Below are 18,242 nucleotides of genomic sequence, written 5' to 3'. Positions count from 1 at the left end.
GTCGACGAAACAGGATTGTCGACAATCGACAGCATGACCAGCGCAGCGAGCATCGGCCCGGTCGGCGGCGCGCAGCCGTACGCCTGGCCCTACGACGGCAGCGTTCCGGTCGAGCGTACGGCGCTGCTGTGCATCGACTGGCAGACCGACTTCTGCGGGCCGGGCGGATACGTCGACAGCATGGGGTACGACATCGGCTTGACCAGGGCCGGGCTGCCGGCCACGGCCAAGCTGCTCGATCACGTCCGCGGCCTGGGCATGCTCGTGGTGCACACCCGCGAGGGGCACGACCCGGACCTGTCCGACCTGCCGCCGAACAAGCGCTGGAGGTCGGCGCAGATCGGCGCGGAGATCGGCTCGACCGGGCCGTGCGGGCGCATTCTCATCAAGGGCGAGCCGGGCTGGGAGATCGTGCCCGAGGTCGCGCCGGCCCCGGGCGAGGTCGTGGTCGACAAGCCCGGCAAGGGCGCGTTCTACGCCACCAATCTCGACCTGGTGCTCCGTACCCACGGCATCACGCACTTGATCCTGACCGGCATCACGACCGACGTCTGCGTGCACACCACGATGCGCGAGGCGAACGACCGCGGCTTCGAGTGCCTGATCCTGTCGGACTGCACCGGCGCCACCGATCCCGGCAACCACGCGGCCGCGCTGCACATGGTCACCATGCAGGGTGGCGTCTTCGGCTGCGTCGCCACGTCCGCGGACGTCATCGCGGCCACGGTCTTCTGAGCCGCGGACGGTCTGCCGCGGACGGTCTGCCGCGGACGGTCTGTCGCGGACGGTCTGTCGCGGACGGTCTGTTTGGCGACGGGGTTTACCGCTCGATGTCCTGAAGAACAGTGGGGGAGCTTCGCTCCACCCACGCCCCCTCAAAAGCGCGCTCTCTCCCACTTGCGACAGCACGTCCTGGTGAAATCAGGGCTTAGGAGTGTCCACTGTGGTCGTTATCGATGCGACTCCCAACCCTTATTCGTTCGAGCCGCGGAGTACGGCGCTGCTCGTGATCGACATGCAGCGCGACTTCCTGGAGCCCGGCGGCTTCGGCGAGACCCTCGGCAACGACGTCGGGCAGCTGCGCCGGACCATCGAACCCACGGCGAACCTCCTGCGCGCGGCCCGCGCGGCCGGGCTGCCGATCATCCACACCCGCGAGGGGCACCTGCCCGACCTGTCCGACTGCCCGCCGGCCAAGCTCAACCGCGGCGACCCGAGCATGCGCATCGGCGCGCCCGGGCCGATGGGGCGCATCCTCATCCGCGGCGAGCGCGGCCACGACATCATCGACGAGCTCGCCCCGGCCCCGGGCGAGCCGGTCATCGACAAGCCCGGCAAGGGCGCGTTCTACGCGACCGGGCTCGGCGACCTGCTGACCGAGCAGGGCATCCGCAGCCTCGTCGTCACCGGCGTCACCACCGAGGTCTGCGTGCACACCACCGTCCGGGAGGCCAACGACCGCGGCTACGAGTGTCTCGTGCTCGCGGACTGCGTCGGCTCCTACTTCCCGGAGTTCCAGCGGGCGGGACTGGCGATGATCGCCGCGCAGGGCGGCATCTTCGGCTGGGTCGCCGACTCCCCGGCGTTCATCGCCGCACTGCGACTCGAGGACGTGACCCATGGCCGAGACTGAGACCCCCACGCTGAAAGTGCCCTGGTGGGTGCGCGGCGACACCAACGCCTTCTTCGGCTTCGGGGTCAACGTGCTCGTGAACGTGCTGACCCTGACCGCCCTGTGCCTGGGCGTGGTCAAGCTCAGCGAGCGCGACGTGTTCCACGCGATCCTCCCGGCCCTGGGCATCGCGCTCGTGGTCGGCAACGTCTACTACACGTTCCTGGCCCGCCGGCTCGCCAAGCGCGAGAACCGCACCGACGTCACGGCCCTGCCCTACGGGCCCAGCGTGCCGCACATGTTCATCGTCATCTTCGTCATCATGCTGCCGGTGTACCTGAAGACGCAGGACGCCACCAAAGCGTGGAAGGCCGGCCTGGCGTGGGCGTTCATCATCGGCGTGATCGTGCTGATCGGCGCTTTCGTCGGGCCGTACATCCGTCGGCACGCGCCGCGGGCCGCTCTGCTGGGGACCCTGGCCGGCATCTCCATCACGTTCATCTCCATGCTGCCCGCGGCCCGGATGTGGAACCTGGCCTGGGTCGCCCTGCCGGTCTTCGCGCTGCTGCTCATCGGCCTGCTCACCGACACCAAGCTGCCGGGCAACTTCCCGATCGGGCTGGCCGCGCTGCTGCTCGGCACCGCGATCGGCTGGATCGGCGGGGCGATGGACGGCAACGCGGTGAGCGCGGCGGCGAGCGAGATCGGGTTCGCGCTGCCGGGAGTACACCTGGATCTGCTCTTCTCGGGTCTGTCGGACGTGGCGCCGCTGCTGGCCACGGCCATCCCGCTCGGCGTCTACAACTTCACCGAGGGCATGTCCAACGTGGAGAGCGCGGCCGCCGCGGGCGACAACTACAACCTGCGCAGCGTGCTGCTGGCCGACGGGGCGGGCGCGATCATCGGCTCGGCGCTCGGCTCGCCGTTCCCGCCCGCGGTGTACGTCGGCCACCCCGGCTGGAAGAAGGCCGGCGGGGGCAACGGCTACTCGATGGCCACCGGCATCGTCATCGCGCTGCTGTGCTTCCTGGGCATGTTCGGGCTGCTCGGCGCGGTGTTCCCGATGCCCGCGATCGTGCCGATCCTGCTGTACATCGGGCTGCTCATCGGCGCCCAGGCGTTCCAGTTCACGCCGCGGGCGCACGCGGCGGCGGTGATCGCGGCGCTGGTGCCGAACATAGCCCAGTGGGCCACCGGGCAGATCGACAACTCGCTGGCGGCCGCCGGCACCACCGCGGCGAAGGTCGGGGAGGCGGCGCTGGAGGGCAACGGCGTGGTGTACACCGGCCTGCTCACCCTCGGCCAGGGCGCCATCCTGGCCGGGCTCGTGCTCGGCTCGATCGTGGCGTTCGTGATCGACAAACGCTTCGTCCACGCGGCGATCTTCGCCGCGTCCGGCGCGCTGCTGTCGTTCGTCGGGCTCATCCACGCCGGGCAGATCGCCTGGAACGCCAACGGCCCGGTGGCGCTCGGGTACCTGTTCATCGCGGTCGTGTGCGGCCTGTTCGCGCTGACCCGGCCGGCGCCGCGGGTGCTCGAGGCCGAAGAGCTCGAACTCGAAACCGTCTAGAAAGGTCCACTGTGGACATCGATCGCCCCGAGGTCGTGGCCGAGGTGCTGGCCGCCTTCACCGACTACGAGAAGGCGCTGGTGGCGGGCGACGTCGGGGCGCTCGGGTCCTGGTTCTGGGACTCACCCGCGGTCACCCGGTTCGGAATCGCGGACCGGCAGACCGGGGCGGCCGAGCTGCACGCCTGGCGCGCGGCCCAGCCGATGCTCCCGCCGGGCCGCCGGCTGTTCGAGACGCGGGTGACGACGTTCGGCTCGGACCTGGCCACCGTCACGACCCTGTTCGACTATCCCGATCAGGACGGCGGGCCGGGGCGGCAGTCGCAGACCTGGGTCCGGCTGCCCGCGGGGTGGCGGATCGTGCACGCTCACGTGTCGTACTGAGGCACCGCCGCGAGCATCGCCGCCAGCGCGGCCGCGCACAGCGCGACGAGCGAGAGGCCGGTGACGAGCGGGACGTACCAGCCGGGCGTCACCGCCGCGATGTCCGCCCCGAGCTCGATCGCCGACGCCTGCACGCCGACGATCCGCGGCGCGATGATCGTTCCGCCGCCGAAGATCGCCGGGATCAGCCCGAAGATGATCAGTCCGCAGGTGAGCCAGGTCGGCCAGCGCCGGCCGGAGCGCAGCTGGGACGCGGCGTAGAGGCAGCACCCGTCGGCGGCGACGGCCAGCGCGAGCCCGGCGATGACCGCCGTGTGCCCGCGGGAGGCGCCGCCCCCGCCGTACGCCTGCAGGTACGCCGCCTCGATGTCCCGCCACACCACGACGCCGGCGATGCCACCGGCCAGCGCGGCGAAGCCCGCGGCGAGCACGAGCGCTTGGGCCGCCTTGCGTGAGGCCTCCACGGTGGCATCCTCGCAGAGACCTCACCGGGTTCGTCAGTGTGCCGCCGCCATGTGCCCGCGGCCCGAGCCCTGGTGCGTGAGCTGGTAGGCGGCGACCAGCAGCAGGACGCCGCTCACGATCGCGTACAGCCCGATGGCCCACGCGATGGCGAGCGCGCCGGCCGCCGGGCGGACCATGATGAACAGCCCGGCCACGATCGCGAGGGCCCCGACGAGCGCGAGGGACCAGCCGCCGTGCTGCCGGGTGGCGAGCCACAGGTCGGACAGGCCGGTGACGACGGCCCAGATGCCGACCAGGATGGCCAGCGCCACCGCGGTGACGCCGGGCCAGGCGATGGCCATGACGCCGAGGACGACCCCGACGATGCCGGCCACGCCGCGGGCCACGCGGGGGCCGGTGCCGTCCGCGAATCCGGTGACCGGATTCGACGGGCCGGGCGCGGGCCGGATGGCGTGCACGATCTGCTCGATGCCGGTCACGATGGCGAAGATGCCGAACAGCAGCGCCAGCGCGATCACCGTCACGCCGGGCCAGATCACCGCGAGGATGCCGAACACGATGGCGAGTACGCCCCGAATGCCCAGCAGCCAGGCTTCCCTTTTGAGCATGTGATCCCCTTCCCTTCGGTCTCATCCATGGCGGGGGTCAAAGGTGGATTCGCGGGCCAGCGAGCCGTAGAGGGCGCGCTCGCCGGGGGTGAGCGACTCCGGTACGACGATGCGCAGCTCCGCGAAGAGATCGCCGGGGGCGCCGCGGGGATTGGGCAGCCCGTGCCCCGGCATCCGCACCCGCCGCCCCGAGGAGGACCCGGCCGGCACGTCCAGCCGCACGTCCCCGCCGGGCAGGCCGATCGGCACCGCGGCGCCGAGCGCGGCCTCCCACGGGCTGATGGGCACCGCGACCCGCACGTCCCGCCCCGCGACCCTCAGCCGCGGGTGGGGCGCCAGGTGTACCTCGAGCAGCAGGTCTCCCGCCGCCCCGCCGCGCACCCCGGGCTCGCCGCGGCCGGGCAGCCGCAGCCGCTCCCCGTCGGCCACGCCGGCGGGGACGTGCACGTCGTACTGGCGGGGCCGCCCGGCCGGCCCGCCCACGGTCACCCGCTGGCGGCCGCCGATGAACGCGACCTCCACGCCGACGGTGACCTCGGCCCGCAGGTCGGCACCGCGGGCACCCCGGAACAGCCCGCCGGACAGGTCGTCCATGCCGCCCCGGTACCGCTCGGGCCGCTTCTGCGCCCGCGCGACCAGCACGCGGTAGGCCGCGTTGATCTCCTTGAACCGCTCCTCCGCGCCCGGTTCGGCGCTGACGTCCGGGTGGTGGCGGCGGGCCAGGCGACGGTACGCGCGCTGGATCTCCTCCCGCCCCGCGCTCCGCGGCACGCCGAGCACCTCGTAGGGGTCGCGGGCAGCGGCGGCCATCAAGGCCGTCCCCGCACCGGGGCCGCGGGCCTCAGGCCGTCGAGCTCCGGCCGACCTGCCCGGTGCTGCCGACTCCTGACGAGCCGACGGTCTGGCTCGCCGGTCCCGGCCGGTTCTGCCCGTCCTTCATCTGCTTGGCCTGCGCCGCCGGGGTGTCGGGGGCGCCCGGGCGCACGCTCGGCGGCGTCGCCTTCGCCTCCGGCAGCCCGCTCACCTGCCGCGGCCGCTGCTGCTGGTGCTTGGTGTCGCGGATCTCGATCCGGCGCGACTGCTGCTCGCGCAGCTTCGGCGCCACGATGGTCAGCACCCCGCCGTCGAGATCGGCCTCGACCGCGTCGCCGTCGATGTCGCCCGGCAGCGCCACCACGTACTCGAACTCGCCGGTGCGCCGCGCGTGGTGGCGCAGGGTACCGACGCGGTGCTTCTCCTGGAACGAGCCGTAGACCCGCAGCTCGTTGTCGCGCAGCTCGATCTCCACGTCGCCGGGGGCCACGCCCGGCAGGTCCAGCTCGATCCGGAACGCCTCGGCCGTCTCCTCGATGTCGACGGGGGCGCCGCTCGTCACGGGCAGGCCGAGCGCCGGATACATGGCCAGCGACCGGCGGGGACGGGTGACCAGCAGTGTCATGGTGACGCCTCCAAAGGCGAAGGGGCTGCTGCTGTACCCCGCAATGCTGGGCGAGCGCCGGGTGAGCTGCTCCCACCCGCACAGCATGACCGCGCCTCTCCCGGCCCCGTCCCGCCGGAGTGATGGCCGCTCACCTCCCGGCCGGGCAGGTTCGGCACATGTACGAAGACGTGTTCATCGCGGAGGTACGCGACAAGACCGGCATCACCGATCCCGAGCGCGCGCGCCGGGCCCTGCGTGGCGTGCTGCACGCCCTGGCCACCCGGCTGCCGGACGGCTGGGTGCACCAGCTTGCCGCGGAACTCCCACCGACCCTGGCCGAGCCGCTCTGGTCCTACCAGCACCTGTACGACCAGGAGGTCCACCTCGACTTCCGGTCCGACGTCGCCGCGCGCGCCGCGGTGCCGCCCGAGGAGGCCGAGCGCCTGGCGCGCGCGGTCTTCGCCGCGGTGGCGAGCGCGTGCGACCCGGCGCTGCTGCGGCGTGTCTATCAGCCGCTGACGAGCGACGTGCTGGCGCTCACCGAGTCTGACGTTTCCCTCCTGCCGGTCTGACACGATCGATCCCGCGCGGGCGGAAACCCGCGCGGGATCAAAACCGTCTAGCGCAGCTCGTCCACCAGCGACGGACCGACCGGCTTCCAGCCCAGCTCCCGCGCCTTCGCGCCGGATGCCTGCTGGTCCAGCAGCAGCGCATCGGCGAACCCGGCCCCGAGCCGCGCCCGCGTCTCGTCCGGAGTCTCGGCGACCACGCCGTTGCCGCCCGCGGCGGCCTCCCCCAGCTCGCGCACCGTCGGGTTGACCCCGGACGCCACGACCACCCGGCCGAGCGGCGCGGCCTGCTCCAGCACCAGGCGGTACAGCGCGGCCACGTCGTCCACGTGCACGCTCGTCCAGTGCTGCGAGCCGTCCCCGATGAGCTTGACGCGCCCCTGCTCGTCACGCGCCGGCGCCAGCACACCGGCGGGAATGCCGCCGCCGTGGCCGTAGACGATGCCGGGCGCGACGATCGTGGCCACCAGGTCCGCGTCCAGCACCGACTGCTCGACCGGGACCCGCCACGCCGTCAGCGCGGGCGGCGCGATCGGCGACTCCTCGGTGATGTCGGCGTTGTCGCCCCAGAGCCAGATGCCGCTCGTGTGGACATACGGTTTGCCGGTACCGCCCAGGGCCCGTACCGCCGCCGCCACGATCCCCTTGTCGAACTCGACCGTGTCGGGTCCCCCGGTCGCCGCGAGGTGCGCGACCGCGTCCCCCTCGGCGAAGCGCTCGGCGGCCCACCCGGCGTCGAACAGGTCCCCGACCGCGGCGTCCGCCCCGATCTCGCGCGCCTTCTCGGCCGCCTCGTCGCTGCGCACCAGCGCGGTGACCGCATGCCCGCCGGCGACGAGCTCCCGCACCACGGCCGACCCGATGTACCCGGTTCCCCCGGTCAACACGATCCTCATGCCGCCACGCTAAATCGCCGGCCGCCACTTCCGCGCCGTGTCGAACGACTCGCACCCGGGTGGGAATACCGCGCCTCACGCCCGCAGCGGTGCCGTGGCGAACTCGCGCAGGCCCGTGGTCAGCTCGATCGCGGCGGTGAAGCCCAGCTCGCGGCGGGCCCGGTCCGGCGCGGCGACGACGTGGCGGACGTCCCCGGCCCGGAACTCGCCGGTCACCACCGGCGCCGGGCCGTCCATCGCGGCCGCGAGCGCCGCGGCCATGGTCCCGATCGTGGCGGGCCGGCCCGAGGCGATGTTGTAGGCCCGGAACCCGGGAATCCCGGCCGCCACGGCCGCCAGGTTGGCCGCGGCCACGTCGGTGACGTGGACGAAGTCGCGGCGCTGGCCGCCGTCCTCGAACACCCGCGGGGCGCGCCCGGACTCCAGGGCCGAGCGGAAGATCGCGGCGACCCCGCTGTAGGGCGTGTCGCGGGGCATGCCCGGGCCGTAGACGTTGTGGTACCGCAGGGCGGTCGCCGACCCGCCGGTCGCGGCCGCCCACGCCACCGCGAGGTGTTCCTGGGCCGCCTTCGTGGCCGCGTACACGCTGCGCGGGCGCACCGGGGCGTCCTCGCCGACCTCGCCGGGCGTCAAGGGCGAGGCACAGGCGGTACACAAGGGATCGAATCGCCCTTCCGCGAGATCCGCGGTCCGGCGGGCGGCCGGCTCGACCGGCCCGTGGCGCGGGCAGGCATAGGCGCCCTCGCCGTAGACGACCATCGAACTGGCCAGCACCAGCCGCCGCACGCCCGCGCGGGCCATGCCGGCCAGCAGCACCGCCGTGCCGAGGTCGTTGCATCCGGCGTACTCGGGCAGGTCGGCCAGGTCCACGCCCATCCCCACGACCGCGGCCTGATGCACCACGGCGTCCACCCCGGCCAGGGCCGCACCGACCGCGTCCGCGTCGCGCACGTCGGCCCGCACGAACGGCCCGTCGACGACCGGCTCGGCGCGGTGGGCCTTGGGGTGCAACACATCCAGCACGATGACGTCGTGGCCGCCGGCCCGCAGCGCGGCGACGACGTGGGTGCCGATGAACCCGGCGCCGCCGGTGACGAGAATCCGCATGGCCCGACGCTAAGGGCGCCCCGGCCGCCGCGGCGGCCACGTTCGCGGTTCGTAATGGTCCGTCAGCTTCTCGTAAGACCTTCCAATCAAGATCATCGCTAACGTCCGAGCTGTGACCGATGTCGTACTGCCCTGCCTCAACGAGGCCGCCGCCCTCCCGTGGGTCCTGTCCCGGCTGCCGGCCGGCTTCCGCGCGATCGTCGCCGACAACGGCTCCACCGATGGCTCGCCGGAGATCGCCGCGGCCCATGGGGCCCTGGTCGTACCGGCCACCCCGCGCGGCTTCGGCGCGGCCGCCCACGCCGGGCTCGCCGCCGCGACCGCCGACGTCGTGTGCTTCATGGACGCCGACGGCTCCTTCGACCCGCGCCAGCTCCCGCGGGTGGCCGACCCGGTCGCGGCCGGAGCGCGCGACCTGGTCCTGGGCCGCCGCCGCCCGACCACCCGGGGCGCCTGGCCGGTGCACGGCCGCGCGGGCAACGCGCTGGTGGCGTGGCGGCTGCGGCGCACCACCGGCATGCCGGTGCACGACCTCGGCCCGATGCGCGCCGCCCGCCGCGAGGCTCTGCTCGCGCTGGGCCTGACCGACCGCCGCTTCGGCTACCCGCTGGAGATGATGGTCCGCGCCGCCGCCGCGGGCTGGCGGATCGCCGAGGTCGACGTGGACTACGCCCCGCGCACCGCGGGCGGCCGCTCGAAGGTGACCGGCAGCGTGCGCGGCACCCTGCGCGCGGTCCGCGACATGTCCCGGGTGCTGGCCTCATGAGGGTCCAGGTGCTCCTCCTCGCCAAGACGCCGGTGCCGGGCCGGGTCAAGACCCGGCTCTGTCCACCGTGGACACCGCAGCAGGCCGCCGCGCTGGCCGCCGCGGCGATCGCCGACACCGCCGAGGTGCTCACCGCCACCCCGGCCGTGGCCCGCACCCTCGTCGTCGACGGCCCGCTGCCCGCACCGCGCGGCTGGTCCCGGGTGCCGCAGCGCGGGGACGGCCTCGGCGAGCGGCTCGCGGCGGCGTACGCGGACACCGCCCGCCCCGGCGTCGCCACCCTCCTCGTCGGCATGGACACCCCGCAGCTGCGGGTCGGCCACCTGGTCGCCGCCACCGCCGGCCTGGCCGCCGCGGACGCGGTGCTGGGCCCGGCGGAGGACGGCGGCTGGTGGCTGCTCGGCCTGCGCGACCCGGCGGCGGCCACGGTCCTGCGGGGCGTGCCGATGTCCACTCCGGACACCGGCGCCCTGACCCGCGCCGCGCTGTGCGACCGGGGCCTGACGGTGGCCGCGACGACGACCCTGCGCGACGTGGACACCGCACCGGACGCCTTCGCCGCGGCCGCCGCGTCCCCCGCGAGCCGGTTCGCCCGGGTACTGTCCACAGTGGAGCCGAGCCGGTGACGGCGCCGGTGGCGGTGTTCGGAGCCGCGCTGCGCCGGGTCGAGCGCGGCGAGCCGGCCGCGCTGCGGCTGGTCGGGCCGGACGGCACCGCCGTGCGCGAGCTCGACCCGGACGCCTGGCACCGCGGCCTGCGCCCCGGCGACGGCGCGCTCGTGGCGCGCTGCCCGGACGGCACGGTGGACCTGGGCTGCGGTCCGGGCCGGCTCACCGGCGCCCTGGCCGCGACCGGCCGGCGGGTGCTGGGCGTGGACCTGAGCCCGCAGGCGGTGCGGTACGCCCGCCGGCACGGCGCCCCCGTCCTGCGCCAGGACCTCTTCGGCCCGCTGCCCGGCGAGGGCGGCTGGACCGGCGCCCTGCTGGCCGACGGCAACATCGGCATCGGCGGCGACCCGGTCCGGCTGCTGCGCCGCTGCCGCCGCCTCGTGTGCCCCGGCGGCGCGGTCCTCGTCGAGGTCGACCCGCCGGGCGCGGGCAGCTGGAGCGGCCCGGTGTCGCTCGCCGACGACGCGAGCGGCGGCCCGGCCAGCACCCCGTTCGCGTGGGCGTTCGTGGCCGCCGACGACCTCGCCGCCCTGGCCGATGCGGCGGCCCTGCACGTCACCGAGGCCTGGACGGAGGCGGGACGATGGTTCGTGAGCCTGCGAGCGTGAGGACCGCCCTGACCGCGCGCCTCGGCCTGATGCTCGGGATCGCCTTCACGATCTGCCTCGTGACGGGGGTGCTGAGCCACTTCATCCAGCACCCGCCGGGCGGGTTCCACTGGCCGTCCCGCCCGGTGCAGCTGTACCGCATCACCCAGGGCCTGCACGTGGCGAGCGGCCTGGCCTCGGTGCCACTGCTGACGGCGAAGATCTGGTCGGTCTTCCCGAAGCTGTTCGCCTGGCCGCCGGTCCGCGGCCTCGCCCACGGCCTGGAGCGCGCGGCGATCGGCCTGCTCTCCGCGGCGGCCGTCTTCGAGCTCGTGACGGGCGTGCTCAACATCGCCTACTGGTACTCGCTGATGCCCTTCGGCTTCGTCGGCGCCCACTACTGGACCGCGTGGATCCTGGCCGGCGCGCTGCTGCTGCACATCGCGGCCAAGCTGCCGCTGATCCGCGCGGCACGGGCCGAGCCGGCGCCGGCGGGCCGCGGCTGGACCCGGCGCGGCGTGCTCACCCTGACCGGCGCCGCCGCCGGGGCCGTGACGCTCGCGACCGTCGGGCAGACCGTGGCCCCGCTGCGCCGGGTCTCGCTGCTCGCCCCGCGGCTGCCCGGCGTCGGCCCGCAGGGGTTGCCGGTGAACAAGACCGCGGCCGCCGCCGGCATCGTGCGCGTCGACGAGTCGTACCGCCTCCTGCTCACCGGCCCCGCCGGCCGCCACGCGCTGAGCCTCGCCGACCTGCTGGCCCTGCCCCAGTTCGCGGCCGACCTGCCGATCGCGTGCGTGGAGGGCTGGAGCGCGAGCGCCACCTGGTCCGGCGTACGCGTGGCCGACCTCCTCGAGCTGGTCGGCGCCCAGGACCCGAACCGCCCGGTGACGGTCGAGTCGCTGCAACAGGACGGCCCCTACCGCACCTCGGTCCTCGAGCCCGCCCAGGCCCGCGACCCGCTGACCCTGCTCGCCCTGCGCCTCGGCGGCGAGCCGCTGCACCTCGATCACGGCTACCCGTGCCGGCTCATCGCCCCCAACCGCCCCGGCGTGCTGCAGACCAAATGGGTCGGCCGGGTGATCGCATGAGATGGCTGCTCGGCGCGGCCGGCCTGGCCCTGCTCGGCTACGGGGTCTACGGCTGGCTCGACGCGCCGACGCACGAGCTGGCCGGCCGGCTGGTCTTCGCCGCCGTCGCCCTCGTCGCGCACGATTTCGTCGTCGTACCTCTCGTGCTCGCCACCGCCGCGCTCGTCACCCGCTTCGTCCCCGAGATCGCCCGCGGCCCGGTCCGCGCCGGCCTCGCGGTCGCGGCCGCCCTGACCGTGGTCGCGCTGCCGTTCGTCATCGGCGCCGGCCGCATCGCCGACAACCCCTCCGCGTTCCCCCAGCACTACGGCCGCGGCCTGGCCGTCCTGCTCGCCGCCACCGCCCTGGTCACCGCGGCCTGGATCGCCGCCCGGCTGCTGCGCGCGCGGCGGCGCCGGTGAGGCGGCCCGTCGCGGCCGCGGTGTGCCTGGCCCTCCTGCTCGGCGCGCTCCAACTACCCGGCCGCTGGTACCTGCTGTCCTGGCTCCCGTTCGCCGCCGGTGCCTGGATCGTCGCGCGCACCGGCACCCGCGCGGCCGCGATCCTCGTGCTGCTGGGCGGGGTCCTGCTGCCCCTCGCCGCCGCCACGCACCCGCCGAACAGCAGCGACGACGTGTACCGCTACCTCTGGGACGGCACGGTCCAGCGCGCCGGCATCGACCCGTACCGCTATCCACCGGCCGCCCCCGAACTGCACCACCTGCGCGACGACACCCTGTGGCGCCCGGACGCGCCCTGGTGCGTGCCGGACGGCTGCACGCTGATCAACCGCCCCGCCGTACCCACCATCTATCCCCCGGTCGCCGAGGCCCTCTTCGCCGCCCTGCCCGCCCGGGTCGGCGCGATGCAGCTCGCGATGGCCGGCTTCGCCGCCGCGACGGGCGCCCTGCTCTGGTTCGCCCTCCGCCGGCTGGGCCGCGACCCCCGCCGCGCCGTGCTGTGGGCCTGGTGCCCGCTGGTAGCCCTGGAAGCCGGCAACAACGCCCACGCCGACGCGGCCGCCGTGTTCCTGGCCGCCCTGGCCGTGTACCTGGCCGCCCGCGGCCGCACCGGACCGAGCGGAGCCGTGCTCGGTCTGGCCATCGCGACCAAGCTCACGCCCGCCCTGCTGACCCCCGCCCTGCTCCGCCGCCGGCCCCTGGTCCTGCTCGCGGCCGCGGCCGGCGCGGTGGTCGCCGTGTACCTGCCGCACGTGCTCGCCGTCGGGCCGAGGGTGCTCGGATACCTACCCGGCTACCTGCATGAGGAGGGCTACGCCGACGGCGCCAGGTTCGCGCTGCTCGGCCTGGTGCTGCCGACCGCCCTCACCGCGCCCGCCGCCGTGCTGGTCCTGGCCGTCACCGCCGTGCTGGTCCGGCGGCGCGCGGACCCGGATCGGCCGTGGCGGGCGGCGGCCGCGATGGTCGCGGTGACGCTGCTCGTAGCCGCACCGGCCTACCCCTGGTACGGCCTGCTCCTCGTCATGCTCATCGCCTACGGCGCCCCCGCCGAGTGGCTGACCGTAGCCGCCGCCGCCTACCTCCCCCAGTTCGCCGGCGACCTGGGCCTCTCCACGGCGACAGCCCAACGCGAAGCCTTCGGCACGGCGCTGGCCGTGGTCGCGATCGGCCTGCTGCTGAGGCGGCGCAGAATGGCAAGGTGCTGACGCTGCCGGAGCCGTGTCTCGTGGTGCTGGTCGGGCCCGGGGCGGCCGGGAAGTCGACCTGGGCCGCCACTCACTTCCGCCCCGAGCAGGTGGTGTCCTCCGACGCGCTCCGTGCGCTCGCCGGCGCGGGCGAGGACGACCTCGCCGCCAGTGCCGACGCGTTCGAGATCTTGGAAATGGTCGTGCAGCGGCGGGTCCGGCGGCGGCTCACCACCGTGATCGACACCCTGGGGCTCGACCAGGAGCGGCGGCGCCGGTGGGTCGCGCTGGCCCGCGAGCACGACCTGCCGTGTGTGGCCATCGCGTTCGACACGCCCGCGGCCGAGTGCCGGGACCGCAACCGGGCCCGCACCAGTAAGCGCATCCCGGCCGAGGCGCTCACCCGGCAGCTGCGGGACTGGGCGCGGACGAAAGCGCTGCTGCCGGGCGAGGGCTTCACGGCGGTACACCTGGAAACCGCCGTGCGCGTGGTGCCCGAGACGTTCCAGGACTCCCCCGCCGCGGCCCGGCGGCAGGAGGAACAGCCGCGCGGCCTGCGCTTCGGGCTGCACCTCGGGGAGTTCAAGCATGTCAATGTCGCCGAGACGGCGAAAGCGGCCGAGGAGGCCGGGTTCGACGCCGTCTACGTGATGGATCACTTCCGGCAGATCCCGCAGATCGGGCGGGCGTGGGACGACTTCCTGGAGAGCTGGACGACGCTCGCCTACCTCGCCGCCGGCACCGAGCGCGTGCGGCTCGGGACGCTGGTGACCGGGGTGACGTACCGCAACGTGGCCCACCTCGGGAAGATCGCGGCGACGCTCGACGTGCTGTCCGGCGGGCGGGCCGTGATGGGGCTCGGGCTGGCGTGGTTCAAGGAGGAGCACGTGGCGTACGGCTGGGACTTCCCCACCGTCCGCGAACGCTATGCGCTGCTCGAGGACGCCCTGCGACTGCTGCCGCTGCTGTGGGGTAAGGGCAGCCCGCGGTTCGAGGGCAAGGTGCTCACCGTCCCGGAGGCGATGTGCTACCCGCGGCCGGTGCAGGAGCGCATTCCGATCATCGTGGGCGGGAACGGGGAGCGGCACACGCTGCGGCTCGCGGCGCGGTACGCCGACGCGGCCAACGTGCTGGGGGACCTCGCGACCGTGCGGCGCAAGGGCGAGGTGCTGCGCGGGTACAACCCGGCGACCCGGCTCACGCACCTGACCACCGCGCTGGTGGCCGACGACGACCGAGCGCTTGGTCGAATGATCGACGAGGGCCGTGGACGCCGGCCGCGGGACGCGTACGCGGCCGCCGTGCACGCCGGAACCGTCGCGGACCACATCGGGCGGTTCCGCGAACTCGCCGAGGCGGGCGTGACCGAGGTCATGGTCCGGCTCCCGCATCCGGACTGCATGGAGCCCATGTCGCGGGTCATCGCGGCGTTCCGGCGCTGAGTAGAATCCGCGGAATGTTCGTCATCACGCTGCGGTACACCGCCGAGCTCGATCGCATCGACGCCGCTGTTCCGGCGCACACGGAGTGGGTCGACTCGCAGTACGACGCCGGCATCTTCGTGGCCTCGGGCGCCATGACGCCGCGCGAGGGTGGCGTGATCCTCGCCGTCGGCATCGAGCGGGCGGAGCTCGAGGCGCGGATCGCGCTCGACCCGTTCAAGCAGAAGGGCCTGGCCGAGTACACGATCGTGGAGTTCACGCCGCGCCGGGTCGCCGCCGGCCTGGAGCAACTGCGGGGGTGACCACTCCGGAGTACTGGGGCTCGCGCACGGTCCGCGTCGAGGGCGGCATCCGGGCCCGCAGCACGCGCGGCGCGATCGGCGAGAGCTGGTGGTCCAAGCGGTTCCTCGGCGTGCTCGAGTCGTTCGCGCTCGGCACCCGGCTCACCCGCGGCCGCAACTACGCGCGGGCCGGGCAGGTGCTGCGCCTGGAGGTCACGCCCGGCGAGGTGACCGCGAGCGTCCAGGGCTCGCGGCCCAAGCCGTACGACGTGACGATCGGCCTCGCGGTGTTCGGCGACGCGGTCTGGGCCGGGGTCGAGCAGGCCCTCGCCTCCGAGGCCCTGGGCGCCGCCAAGCTGCTCGCGGGCGAGCTGCCGCCGCACGTCGAGGACGTGTTCCTGGCCGCCGGGGCGCCACTGTTCCCGGCCCGGTTCGCCGACCTGACCATGCGCTGCAGCTGCCCGGACAAGGCCGTCCCGTGCAAGCACCTGGCCGCCGCGTGCTACCTGCTGGCCGAGCGCTTCGACGCCGACCCGTTCGACATCCTGCTCTGGCGCGGCCGGTCCCGCGACGCCCTCCTGGCCGCCCTGCGCACCCTGCGCGGCGAGGGGACCGCCGAGCCCGACGAGGCCGATCCGGTCCTCGCCGAGCTTCCATCTCCCATTGGTACCGCCGGTGCCCTCGCCACCCTCGCCGAGCCCGACGTGGAGATCGAGCGCTTCTGGCTCTCCCCGGTCCCGCTTACCGACCCGGCCCCGGCCCACGTCACCGAGCGGGACCTGCTGCTGCGCCAGCTTCCCCCGCCGCCTCCGGAGCTGGGCGGGCCGGAGACCCTGCGACAACTGCGGCGCTGGTACCGCTGACCACCCCGACCACCCAGCCCGCCGCGTTGATCACCGTCACCGCGGAAAAGCCGGTGTCGGTCGCCCACGTCGCGACGACCGTGCCCAGCGCGCACGCGGGGATCCACCAGGTGCGCCGCGCGACCGCCCACGCCACGAGCACGCCCAGCGCGAGCGCCGCGGCCGGCCCCGGCTCCTGCGGCTGATCGGCCACCCGGGACACGATCGTCGCCGCCAGCGCGACGGCCAGGACGGCGGCGGGCGCGAACCGCCAGCGCCGGCGCAGCAGCACGAGCACGGTCACGGTGGCGCCGGAGCCGAGGTCCAGGGCCCAGGAGGCGCCGCCCCAGCTGTCGGCGAGCAGATACGCGGTCACGCCGAGGGCCGCGGCGCACACCGCGGCGAGGGCGAGGTCGATGAGCTTCATGCCCTCGACGCTAGGAACGCCGGCCCTCCCGCGAACCGGTCAAAAGTACGGTCGGGCCCCCGCTTTGGCACGATGCCCGCCGCCCGCGCCACCACGAGCATTCTCGACATGCCAAACGCTCATCCGGTACTGCACGCCGCCGCCCTCACCAAGCGCTACGGCAAACGCACCGCGCTGCAGGCGGTCGACCTGGACGTCCCCGCCCGGCGGATCATCGGCCTGGTCGGACCCAACGGGGCCGGCAAATCCACGCTGCTGCAACTCGCCTGCGGCCTGATCGAGCCGACCGACGGCACGCTGGCGGTGCTCGGCGCGCGGGCCGCCGCCGACGCGCGCCACCTGGCCCGCGTCGGCTTCGTGGCCCAGGACGCCCCGGTGTACGCCGGGCTGACCGTCGCCGAGCACCTGACCATGGGGGCGAGGATGAACCCCGGCTGGGACGGCGAGCTGGCCCGCGCCCGCATCGCGCAGACCGGGCTCCCGGTGGACCAGAAGGCGGGCCGCCTCTCGGGCGGCCAGCGCGCCCAGCTGGCCCTCACCCTGGCCGCGGCCAAGCGCCCCGAGCTGCTCATCCTCGACGAGCCGGCGGCCGCCCTGGACCCGCTCGCCCGCGACACCTTCCTGCGCAGCCTCATCGCCTCGATCGCCGAGATCGGGGCGAGCGCGATCCTCAGCTCCCACCTGCTGGCCGACGTGGAGCGCGTCTGCGACTACCTGATCGTCCTGGCCGGCGGCCGGATCGTGCTGGCCGGCGACGTCGGGGAGCTGCGCGCCGCCCACGGCTCCTCCCTCGAGCACCTGGTCCTGAGCACCCTGCGGGAGGCGGCGGCATGATCTGGATGAGCTGGCGGCAGTTCCGCGCGCAGGCCCTCGCGGGCGCGCTCGTCCTCGGCGCCCTCGCCGCGTACCTCGTGATCACCGGCCTCGACATCCGCGACGCGCACGCCGGGTACCTCGCGCAGTGCCGGGCCACCGGCGACTGCGCCGCCGCCCTGGCCCGGCTGGTCGGCGACTACCGCACCCGGCTGCTCCTGCTGGCCGGTGTGCTCGGGCTCGTCCCGGTGCTGATCGGCATGTTCTGGGGCGCCCCGCTGATCGCCCGCGAGCTGGAGGCCGGCACCCACCGGCTGGCCTGGAACCAGAGCGTCACCCGGCGCCGGTGGCTCGCCGTCCGGCTCGGCACCGTCGTGCTCGCCGCGATGCTGGTCGCGGCCTGTGCGAGCGCGCTGCTGAGCTGGGCCGCCGCCCCGGTCGACGCGATCGCCGGGGACCGTTTCGGCACGGTCAACTTCGGCGCCCGGGCGCTGTCCCCGATCGGCCAGGCCGCGTTCGCCACCGTGCTGGGCGCCGCCGTCGGCCTGCTGCTGCGCCGCACGCTGCCGGCGATGGCGTTGAGCGGCCTGCTGGTGCTGGTCGCGCTGTTCGTGATGCCGAACGCGATCCGGCCGCACCTGATGCCGTCGCACCACGAGACCCGCCCGCTGACGGCCGAGGCGATCGACCGCGCGCACGGCCTGGGCACCCTGGGCAGCGCCCCGGTCCTGCAGGGCATCGAGGTCGAGGGCGCGTGGGTGACGTCGGTGAGTGAGCTGCTGACCGCCGACGGCCGCCCGCTCGACCCGAAGATCTTCGACGACTGCCTGATGCGGGCCCCGAAGACCGGCGCCACCGGCACCTTCGGCGACTCGTCCCCCTGCCTGGCCGCGCACGACCTGCACCTGGACATCGCCTACCAGCCCAACGACCGCTTCTGGGCTTTCCAGTGGCTGGAGACGGCGCTGTGGCTGGCCCTCACCGCGCTCGTCTTCGCGATGGCCCTATGGCGCATCCGCCGGACGGCTCGGTAGAGGCGCTCGCGGGCTACCATTGCGGGTCGGTTGCGGTACG

23 protein-coding genes are annotated in these 18,242 nt (G+C 74.5%); 16 read left to right on the top strand and 7 right to left on the bottom strand.

Annotated features, from left to right (window positions below; all coding sequences use genetic code 11):
* Positions 1-33 precede the first annotated feature (33 nt).
* From biuH to ACQP00_RS11085, 4 genes are all read left to right on the top strand, one after another.
* Positions 34-735: a biuret amidohydrolase gene (gene biuH / locus ACQP00_RS11100; RefSeq protein WP_433217940.1), complete on the top strand. Its 702-nt coding sequence runs from the start codon at positions 34-36 to the stop codon at positions 733-735.
* 280 nt (positions 736-1,015) lie between these two features.
* Positions 1,016-1,633: a cysteine hydrolase family protein gene (locus tag ACQP00_RS11095; protein ID WP_433223811.1), complete on the top strand. Its 618-nt coding sequence runs from the start codon at positions 1,016-1,018 to the stop codon at positions 1,631-1,633.
* Positions 1,620-3,182: a regulator gene (locus ACQP00_RS11090; RefSeq protein ID WP_433217938.1), complete on the top strand. Its 1,563-nt coding sequence runs from the start codon at positions 1,620-1,622 to the stop codon at positions 3,180-3,182. Before ACQP00_RS11095 ends, ACQP00_RS11090 begins: the two co-directional genes overlap by 14 nt.
* An 11-nt stretch (positions 3,183-3,193) precedes the next feature.
* A complete protein-coding gene (locus ACQP00_RS11085; RefSeq protein ID WP_433217936.1) occupies positions 3,194-3,565 on the top strand; it encodes an AtzH-like domain-containing protein in 372 nt (123 codons plus the stop codon).
* Here ACQP00_RS11085 and ACQP00_RS11080 read toward each other — a convergent pair.
* From ACQP00_RS11080 to ACQP00_RS11065, 4 genes are read right to left on the bottom strand one after another with little or no spacing between them, the layout of a single operon-like run.
* The gene (locus ACQP00_RS11080; protein WP_433217935.1) at positions 3,550-4,029 is read right to left on the bottom strand and encodes a hypothetical protein; all 480 of its coding nucleotides are present in this window, start codon (positions 4,027-4,029) and stop codon (positions 3,550-3,552) included. The two genes, ACQP00_RS11085 and ACQP00_RS11080, sit on opposite strands and share 16 nt — an antisense overlap.
* A gap of 33 nt (positions 4,030-4,062) precedes the next feature.
* Positions 4,063-4,638 (bottom strand): HdeD family acid-resistance protein, encoded by a 576-nt coding sequence (locus ACQP00_RS11075; protein WP_433217933.1) that lies wholly within the window; start codon positions 4,636-4,638, stop codon positions 4,063-4,065.
* 21 nt (positions 4,639-4,659) lie between these two features.
* Positions 4,660-5,448, bottom strand: coding sequence for a DnaJ C-terminal domain-containing protein (locus ACQP00_RS11070; RefSeq protein WP_433217931.1), 789 nt, complete (start codon positions 5,446-5,448; stop codon positions 4,660-4,662).
* A gap of 31 nt (positions 5,449-5,479) precedes the next feature.
* Positions 5,480-6,076, bottom strand: coding sequence for an Hsp20/alpha crystallin family protein (locus ACQP00_RS11065; protein WP_433217929.1), 597 nt, complete (start codon positions 6,074-6,076; stop codon positions 5,480-5,482).
* A 158-nt stretch (positions 6,077-6,234) separates the two neighbouring features.
* Between ACQP00_RS11065 and ACQP00_RS11060 the strand changes: the two genes are divergently transcribed.
* Positions 6,235-6,630, top strand: a complete 396-nt coding sequence (locus ACQP00_RS11060) for a DUF2267 domain-containing protein (protein WP_433217927.1) — start codon at positions 6,235-6,237, stop codon at positions 6,628-6,630.
* A 47-nt stretch (positions 6,631-6,677) separates the two neighbouring features.
* Here ACQP00_RS11060 and ACQP00_RS11055 read toward each other — a convergent pair whose 3' ends face one another.
* Positions 6,678-7,523 carry an NAD-dependent epimerase/dehydratase family protein gene (locus tag ACQP00_RS11055; protein WP_433217925.1) on the bottom strand — a complete coding sequence of 282 codons (846 nt, stop codon included), beginning with the start codon at positions 7,521-7,523 and terminating at the stop codon, positions 6,678-6,680.
* A 75-nt stretch (positions 7,524-7,598) separates the two neighbouring features.
* Positions 7,599-8,630: an NAD-dependent epimerase/dehydratase family protein gene (locus tag ACQP00_RS11050; RefSeq protein WP_433217923.1), complete on the bottom strand. Its 1,032-nt coding sequence runs from the start codon at positions 8,628-8,630 to the stop codon at positions 7,599-7,601.
* Positions 8,631-8,742: 112 nt separating this feature from the next.
* Between ACQP00_RS11050 and ACQP00_RS11045 the strand changes: the two genes are divergently transcribed.
* From ACQP00_RS11045 to ACQP00_RS11005, 9 genes are read left to right on the top strand one after another with little or no spacing between them, the layout of a single operon-like run.
* Positions 8,743-9,396 (top strand): glycosyltransferase family 2 protein, encoded by a 654-nt coding sequence (locus ACQP00_RS11045; protein WP_433217920.1) that lies wholly within the window; start codon positions 8,743-8,745, stop codon positions 9,394-9,396.
* A complete protein-coding gene (locus ACQP00_RS11040) occupies positions 9,393-10,022 on the top strand; it encodes a TIGR04282 family arsenosugar biosynthesis glycosyltransferase (protein ID WP_433217918.1) in 630 nt (209 codons plus the stop codon). The genes ACQP00_RS11045 and ACQP00_RS11040 overlap by 4 nt, the downstream gene beginning before the upstream one ends.
* A complete protein-coding gene (locus ACQP00_RS11035; RefSeq protein ID WP_433217916.1) occupies positions 10,019-10,672 on the top strand; it encodes a class I SAM-dependent methyltransferase in 654 nt (217 codons plus the stop codon). Before ACQP00_RS11040 ends, ACQP00_RS11035 begins: the two co-directional genes overlap by 4 nt.
* Complete coding sequence (locus tag ACQP00_RS11030) at positions 10,669-11,739, top strand: molybdopterin-dependent oxidoreductase (protein WP_433217914.1); 1,071 nt, start codon at positions 10,669-10,671, stop codon at positions 11,737-11,739. The genes ACQP00_RS11035 and ACQP00_RS11030 overlap by 4 nt, the downstream gene beginning before the upstream one ends.
* Positions 11,736-12,140: a hypothetical protein gene (locus ACQP00_RS11025; protein WP_433217912.1), complete on the top strand. Its 405-nt coding sequence runs from the start codon at positions 11,736-11,738 to the stop codon at positions 12,138-12,140. Before ACQP00_RS11030 ends, ACQP00_RS11025 begins: the two co-directional genes overlap by 4 nt.
* A complete protein-coding gene (locus tag ACQP00_RS11020; RefSeq protein WP_433217910.1) occupies positions 12,137-13,384 on the top strand; it encodes a glycosyltransferase 87 family protein in 1,248 nt (415 codons plus the stop codon). Before ACQP00_RS11025 ends, ACQP00_RS11020 begins: the two co-directional genes overlap by 4 nt.
* The gene (locus tag ACQP00_RS11015) at positions 13,378-14,805 is read left to right on the top strand and encodes an LLM class flavin-dependent oxidoreductase (RefSeq protein ID WP_433217909.1); all 1,428 of its coding nucleotides are present in this window, start codon (positions 13,378-13,380) and stop codon (positions 14,803-14,805) included. The genes ACQP00_RS11020 and ACQP00_RS11015 overlap by 7 nt, the downstream gene beginning before the upstream one ends.
* Before the next feature lie 14 nt (positions 14,806-14,819).
* Positions 14,820-15,107 carry a YciI family protein gene (locus tag ACQP00_RS11010; protein ID WP_433217907.1) on the top strand — a complete coding sequence of 96 codons (288 nt, stop codon included), beginning with the start codon at positions 14,820-14,822 and terminating at the stop codon, positions 15,105-15,107.
* Positions 15,104-15,949 carry an SWIM zinc finger family protein gene (locus ACQP00_RS11005; protein WP_433217905.1) on the top strand — a complete coding sequence of 282 codons (846 nt, stop codon included), beginning with the start codon at positions 15,104-15,106 and terminating at the stop codon, positions 15,947-15,949. The genes ACQP00_RS11010 and ACQP00_RS11005 overlap by 4 nt, the downstream gene beginning before the upstream one ends.
* On the opposite strand, the gene ACQP00_RS11000 is transcribed toward ACQP00_RS11005, so the two are convergent.
* On the bottom strand, positions 15,852-16,355 hold the full coding sequence (locus ACQP00_RS11000; RefSeq protein ID WP_433217903.1) for a hypothetical protein: 504 nt from the start codon (positions 16,353-16,355) through the stop codon (positions 15,852-15,854). The two genes, ACQP00_RS11005 and ACQP00_RS11000, sit on opposite strands and share 98 nt — an antisense overlap.
* A gap of 108 nt (positions 16,356-16,463) precedes the next feature.
* Between ACQP00_RS11000 and ACQP00_RS10995 the strand changes: the two genes are divergently transcribed.
* Both ACQP00_RS10995 and ACQP00_RS10990 read left to right on the top strand, forming a co-directional pair.
* Positions 16,464-17,189: an ABC transporter ATP-binding protein gene (locus ACQP00_RS10995; protein WP_433217901.1), complete on the top strand. Its 726-nt coding sequence runs from the start codon at positions 16,464-16,466 to the stop codon at positions 17,187-17,189.
* The gene (locus tag ACQP00_RS10990; RefSeq protein WP_433217899.1) at positions 17,186-18,202 is read left to right on the top strand and encodes an ABC transporter permease subunit; all 1,017 of its coding nucleotides are present in this window, start codon (positions 17,186-17,188) and stop codon (positions 18,200-18,202) included. The genes ACQP00_RS10995 and ACQP00_RS10990 overlap by 4 nt, the downstream gene beginning before the upstream one ends.
* Positions 18,203-18,242 lie beyond the last annotated feature (40 nt).

Source organism: Dactylosporangium sp. CS-047395 (genome assembly GCF_050942185.1).
GTDB lineage: Bacteria > Actinomycetota > Actinomycetes > Mycobacteriales > Micromonosporaceae > Dactylosporangium.
Note: the sequence above shows the minus strand (reverse complement) of the source record. Positions and strands in the feature narration are given on the sequence as shown.